Here is a 6,639-nt window from a genome sequence, read left to right as displayed (position 1 = left end):
GCGCGCTGACCACCACGGCCACGCGCCAGATTATTCTCAACGCGGTCAACGACGCGCCCGCCTGGAGTGGCCGGAGCCTTCCGGAACCGCGTGGACGGGAAGAGGCGTTTCTGGAACTCTCCCTGGATCCGCACCTCTTCTTTGCCGACGTGGACAGTCCGGTTTTGACCTATGCCGTGGACGCGTTGCCCGATTTCCTTCATTTCGATCCCGACATCCACACCTTGAGCGGCACGCCGGGCCAGGGGGCGCGTGGAACGTATACCATCCAAATCACCGCGACCGATGAAGCGGGGGCTTCCGCGACGATCACCATGACCCTGGTGATCGATCCCGCGCCGACGCGGGTCGGCGAGCCGACGGTCCCGCAACAGCCCCTGCCGGTGAGCGATCCCACGCCACCACGCAACGAACCGCTCGTGGTGATCACCCCATCGGACCACCACCTGAAAGACAGGGACGAGGAGCCCCATCGACCGCAGCTGATCGAAGAAGGGACCGATCCCTTCCAGTTTTCGGCCTTGCGCGATGGGCGGCATACGTTCGGCACCCCACCGGTCTTTCCGGATCCGACCCAGGAGATCAAGGCAAACACGCCGAACCAGGGGGCCATGGAAAGCACCTTCCAGTTGCTGATGGAGCGATCCGACGCCATCCATGCCGACGATGGCGCGATCCGGTCGATCGCGGGGAGTCAATCCGTGGAGGAGATCAACCTGGAATCCTTGCCCGAATCCGGCAACGGTTCCAGACGATTGGAGCTGCAAATCGGCACCACGCTGCGGGAGTCGGATGCCCAACGGGTCATGCCGCAACCCAGGGAGGATGATCGAAGGCATCAACGGGGCGTCAAGGGGTATGGCGCCACCGAGGGGAGTCACGACGAACGGGGCATGCCCGGCCTGACCAACCAGTTGAACATCCACGGAACCAAGGGGTTCCATGCCGCGACTCAGGAGCTGTTGCGCATGCTCAAGGAGGGAAAAGGGTAACCCATGCGTTTTCGGCTTGCATGGACGGGGCGTCTCTTCTCCCGACCCTGGACCTCCCTGGCGAAAATCTTATGGCGATAGCACGTTTCTTGCATGAACCAGGAATCAACCTGTTCTCTTGACCACCGTGGACGCCATGAACTTCGCACCCGAGTCCAAGCCGCCGCGCCCGTTTTCTTTCCCAGCCTGGTTGATCGTGACCATGCTGGCGTTTCCCGGTGCGCTGCTGGCCGCCAACGCGCCCGCCGCGCCGACCACCGACTCGCGCCCGGCCTCCCCGTTGACCGAAATCCGCGCCTACCTGGTGCCACGCGTCCAGACCACCATCTCCGCGCAGGTGGATGCCACCATCCAGAGCCTGCCGCTCAAGGAGGGCGACACCTTTGCCGCCGGCGCCACGCTGATCGCGTTTGACTGCACCACCCTGAACGCCCAGTTCAACAAGGCGCGCGCCGCCCTGACCGCAGCCAGGGATAAGAATCAAGTCATGCAACGGCTGGCGCAACTCCACTCCGTAGGCACCCTGGAGGCGGATGCCAGCCGCTCCGAACAGGCCCAGGCCGAGGCGGATGTCAAATTCCAGGAGTCTCGATTGCGCGGCTGCCGCGTTTCGGCGCCGTTCGCCGGACGAGTCGCCACGCTGATGGCACGCGAACACCAGTTCGTCACCCCTGGACACAATCTCATGAAAATCCTCGACCACCGCCACCTGGAGATGGAGATGGTGGTCCCCTCCCGTTGGCTCGGGTGGCTCAAGGTCAAGGATCGCTTCACCATCCAGATCGACGAAACCCGCAAAACCTATCCAGCGCGGGTGCTGCGTCTGGGCGCGGAGGTCGATCCGGTGAGCCAGACCGTGAAAATCGTCGGCGAACCGATCGACACGTCGGAAGAACTGGTGCCCGGCATGAGCGGCGTGGCACTCTTTACGCAACCGGCAGGATCATCCGATGCCGCGCCATCCCCCTCCAAACCCGTGGAATAAGGCATGCCTGTCCAGGGTGAAAAACTGATTCTCGGCCTCAGCGCGCTGTTGCAGCTGAACAAACGGGCCTTTGCCGCCGAAAACGAAGCCTCGTTCGGCTTTCTGGTGGTCAACGAAACCCATCTGATGACCCCCTATCGCCAGGCGGTGCTGTGGCGACACGCGGACAAGGGATCGGGAGAGGTGGTGGCGGTTTCGGGATCCCCGGATCCGAACGCCCGCGCGCCCTACATCGTCTGGCTGACACGCATTCTCAACACCCCGAAATGGCGCGAACAGACCGCGCCGGTGAGACTGACCGCCGCCGACATCGACGGAGACGACGGCAAGGAGTGGGAACAGTGGCTCCCCACCCATGCCATCTGGGTACCTCTGATCACCGGCGCCGGTCAACGGATGGGAGGGATGCTGCTGGTCAAATCGGTACCCTGGACCGATCCGGAAATCAAGCTGCTCACCAAACTCGCCGACGGCCATGCCAACGCCTGGGAGTTGCTGCGCCATCGCTCCCGAGGTCCGGGATGGCGCGTGCAATCGCTCTTTTCCGCCCCGTCCACCCAATGGCGCTGGGGCGCGGTGACGCTGCTGTGCCTGGTGATGATGCTGCCGGTGCGGCAATCGGTGCTGGCTCCGGCATTGGTGGTGGCTCTGGACCCGGCGCCGATCCGCGCCCCCCTGGATGGGGTGGTGGAACGGGTGCATGTGCAACCCAACCAGATGGTCCGACGCGGAGAACTGTTGATCACCCTCGACGAGGCCCCCCTGAAAAGCAGACTCGAGGTGGAAGAGCGCAACATCGCCACCCTCGAGGAGGAGTATCACCAGATCTTGAAACTCGCGGTGACCGATATCGAAAGCCGCATCCAGAAGAACATCCTGGAAAAACGTCTCGCCAGACAACGCGCCGAGGCCGACGGGATCCGGATTCTGTTGCGCCGCACCCGCATCGAGGCCCCCAGGGATGGGGTGGCACTGTTCAACGATGTTCATGCCTGGCTGGGCAAACCGGTGCAGGTAGGTGAACGGGTCATGGAGATCGCCGCGCCCGATCGGGCCGAAATGGAAATCCGACTGCCGGTGGCCGAGGTGATGGCCATGGAACCGGATGCCGAGGTGATCCTTTATCCCAATCTCGACCCGCTTTCCACCTGGCACGGCCACGTCAATCGCGTCGCCTATGAGGCGCGCGAGATCGAAGGTGTGCTCGCCCACGCGGTGCGCGCCCGCTTCGCGGAGGAACAACCCGCACCCCGCATCGGTCTGCGCGGCACGGCGAAAATTCAGGGCGGGCGGACCACCCTGTTCCACTACCTGTTCCGCCATCCCCTCACCCTGCTGCGGCAACGGTTGGGACTGTGAACGAATCGGGCGCCGATGCCGGTCGTCCGCCGCCGTTGCGCGAGGAGGTGCATCTGTTTCCCGGACCCACCGCCCGGGACGGCTCCCCGACCTGGACCTTGCGCGATCCGGCCAACAACCAGTTCTTCCGCCTCGGCTGGCGGGAGTTCGAAATCCTATGCCGCTGGCGTCGAGGCAGTCCCACCCGCATCGCCGAACTGGTCTCCGAGGAGACCATGATCGACACCACCCCCGCCGATGTTCAGGAGTTGATCCGTTTCCTGCTCGGCGCCAACCTGCTCCGTCCCCAGGGCGAGGGCGGGGTGGAACGCATGCAACGCCATGTGAAGGCCGGCAAGCAGACCTGGTTCCAGCATATCCTGCATGCCTATCTTTTCTTTCGCATTCCTCTGGTCGATCCGGAACGATGGCTGAAAAGAACCCTGCCGTGGGTCGAATGGTGCTTTTCGCCGGTTTTCTTCTGGATGAGCGCACTGGCCGGCCTGTTCGGTCTGCATGCCATCTCCCGTCAGTGGGAGGTGGCCCTGGCGACCCTCGGCGAAACCGACTTCATGACCGAAGCGCTCTTCATCGCCCTGGCCATGGTGGTGACCAAGGCGATCCACGAACTCGGACACGCCTATGCCGCCATCCGTGCCGGCTGTCGGGTGCCGACCATCGGGGTGGCGTTTCTGATGCTCCTGCCGGTGCTCTACACCGATACCAGCGAAGTGTGGCAGTTGGCCGACCGGCGCAAACGACTGACCGTCGCCTCGGCGGGAATCGTCTCCGAGCTGTTGCTGACCGCCTGGGCCGCGCTGCTGTGGGGGGCGCTGCCGGTGGGCGGAACACGGGATGCCCTGTTTTTTATCGCCACGGTGAGCTGGATCTCCACCTTGCTCCTCAACGCCAGCCCCTTTTTGCGTTTCGACGGCTATTATCTGCTCTCCGACTGGCTGGACATCGAGAATCTCCACGAACGGGCCGGTCGCCTGGGACGCTGGAAGCTGCGCGAATGGCTGCTCGATCTGAAAGCCCCGTTTCCGGATGCCGCGCTCCACGACCGACGGCAATTGCTGATCCTGTTTGCCTGGGTGACATGGATCTACCGGTTCTTTCTTTATCTGGGCATCGCCCTCACGGTCTATCACCTTTTCTTCAAACTGCTCGGGATTCTGCTCATGGCGGTGGAAATCGGTTGGTTTCTGGTGCGACCGGTCTGGCAGGAGCTGGCCATCTGGAGGCGACCCGAAACCGGGGTGCGGCTCAATCGACGCACGATGATCACGTTGGGGATCTTCACCGGGTTGATCCTGACGAGTTTCATCCCCTGGAAAGGCACCTCGCAAGCCCCGGCCCTGCTGCAACGAAGCCGCCACGTCACCCTGCACGCCCCGCATGCCGCCCGCGTCGCGGAACGACTCGTGGCCGAGGGAGATCGGGTCGAGGCCGGACAAGCGCTGATCCGTCTGGACTCCCCGGAGCTTTCCAACCAGCTGGAGGTGGCCGGTCACAAGATCGACCTGACCCTGTGGAAACTCGATTTTCGCGGTGGCGCGCCGGCGCTGCTCAAGCGGGCCCTGGTCAACGACAAGGAGTTGGAGGTCGAACGAAGCCAACAGCGGGAACTGCGACGCCAACTCGACCAGCTCACCCTCCGCGCCCCCCTGACCGGTCGGATCGTGCGTCTTGATCCGACCATCACGACCGGACTCTGGGTGGCACAAGGCGAGCCTCTGCTGGAGGTCACCGATCCCGAAAGCTGGCAGGTCACCGCCTACGTGCGCGAGGTGGACATTCCCCGCATCGCGCCGGGCGCGCCGGGACGATTCCACTCCGAGGGGATCGACTGGCCGACGCTTGCCGGCACGATCGAAACGATCGCGCCAGTCGGGAGCGATTCCATCGAAGAGGCGGCACTGTTCACCCAGCATGGGGGCAACGTCCCGGTGAAAAAAGATCCGCGCGGTTTCTGGCAACCGACCACCGCCTTGTACCGGGTTGTCTGGCGACCCGAACCGGGATTCACCCCACCGCCCCACACCCTGCGCGGTACCCTTTTCGTGGAGAATCACCGGGCCGAAAACCTCTTCACCCGCTTCCAACGTCTGGCGCTGGAAGCCTGGATCCGCGAAACCGGATTCTGACAAGGCATGAAACCCCTTCTCGCCACCTTCGGACTCCTGGGAGTGCTGCTGGCTTTCGGACTCTGGCTGCGCCCACCCGCCGTTCCGCCAAACCCAGCCCCCCTGACCATCGACGCGGCTCTGGGGGAAACGTCGCGGGATCACGGCCATGAAAAAGCCCGCGAGCACCGCACCTTCCACTTTCCCCGCGACCACGGCCCACACCCGACGTTTCGTCAGGAGTGGTGGTACGTGACCGGCAATCTCGCCACCCCGGATGGCAAGCGCCAGTTCGGCTATCAGTTGACCCTCTTCCGGATCGGGCTTCAGGCCGACCCACCCCCGCCCGGCTCCTCGGCCTGGCGCACCAACGCCATCCATCTGGGGCATCTGGCGTTGAGCGACATCGGATCAGGCCGTTTTCATCACTTTCAACGGGTGATCCGCCCGGCTCTCGGCATGGCGGGGGCTGACGTCGAACCGTTCCGGGTGTGGCTTGGAGACTGGTCCTTGGGCATCCACGGTGGCACGCCGGAGCAGCCACGCTTCAAGCTGGTGGCCGCCCAGGAGGGGGTCGTCCTCGAGCTGACGCTTGAGGCCACCAAACCGGTGGTGTTGCAAGGGGAGCAGGGATTGAGCCGCAAAAGTGCAACCAGCGATGCGGCCTCGTATTATTATTCGTTGACCCGTCTGGCCACCACGGGGGAGATCCGCGTCGGGGAAGAGCGGTATGTGGTGAAGGGATCGAGTTGGTTCGATCGGGAGTGGAGCACCTCGGCGTTGACCCCGGAGCAGGCGGGTTGGGACTGGTTCGCCTTGCAGCTCGACGACGGACGGGAGCTGATGTTCTACCGCATGCGGTTGAAAAACGGCCAGGACGACCCGGCGAGCCAGGGCACATGGATCGGGACCGATGGCCGGTCGGTGCGTCTGACACGATCCCAGTGGCGGCAACGGGAGAGCGGGCACTGGACAAGTCCCAAAACCGGCAACCGCTACCCTTCCGGCTGGGAGATCGAGCTGCCCGAGCATGATCTGGCCTTCGAGGTGACGCCGCGTCTGGTGGATCAGGAGTTGGCCGATGCCGCGCTCCACTACTGGGAGGGGGCGGTCACGGTGCGTGGTCGATCGAAGGGGGCGCCGATCGCCGGGGTCGGTTACGTGGAGTTGACCGGGTATGGTCCGGCGGCACCGTAAG

At 64.0% G+C, this 6,639-nt stretch carries 5 protein-coding genes; all 5 read left to right on the top strand.

Annotated elements, in window-relative coordinates:
* A partial coding sequence (locus ACV4UY_RS06765; protein ID WP_491606852.1) for a putative Ig domain-containing protein occupies nt 1-992 on the top strand: 992 nt, incomplete at its 5' end.
* A 127-nt stretch (nt 993-1,119) separates the two neighbouring features.
* Complete coding sequence (locus tag ACV4UY_RS06760) at nt 1,120-1,977, top strand: efflux RND transporter periplasmic adaptor subunit (RefSeq protein WP_491606856.1); 858 nt, start codon at nt 1,120-1,122, stop codon at nt 1,975-1,977.
* A gap of 3 nt (nt 1,978-1,980) precedes the next feature.
* Nucleotides 1,981-3,336 (top strand): efflux RND transporter periplasmic adaptor subunit, encoded by a 1,356-nt coding sequence (locus ACV4UY_RS06755; RefSeq protein WP_491606851.1) that lies wholly within the window; start codon nt 1,981-1,983, stop codon nt 3,334-3,336.
* Nucleotides 3,333-5,462, top strand: a complete 2,130-nt coding sequence (locus ACV4UY_RS06750) for a site-2 protease family protein (RefSeq protein WP_491606850.1) — start codon at nt 3,333-3,335, stop codon at nt 5,460-5,462. Before ACV4UY_RS06755 ends, ACV4UY_RS06750 begins: the two co-directional genes overlap by 4 nt.
* Before the next feature lie 6 nt (nt 5,463-5,468).
* Nucleotides 5,469-6,638, top strand: coding sequence for a lipocalin-like domain-containing protein (locus ACV4UY_RS06745; protein ID WP_491606849.1), 1,170 nt, complete (start codon nt 5,469-5,471; stop codon nt 6,636-6,638).
* Nucleotide 6,639: the final 1 nt, after the last annotated feature.

This window comes from Candidatus Magnetaquiglobus sp. (genome assembly GCF_058402785.1).
Note: the sequence above shows the minus strand (reverse complement) of the source record. Positions and strands in the feature narration are given on the sequence as shown.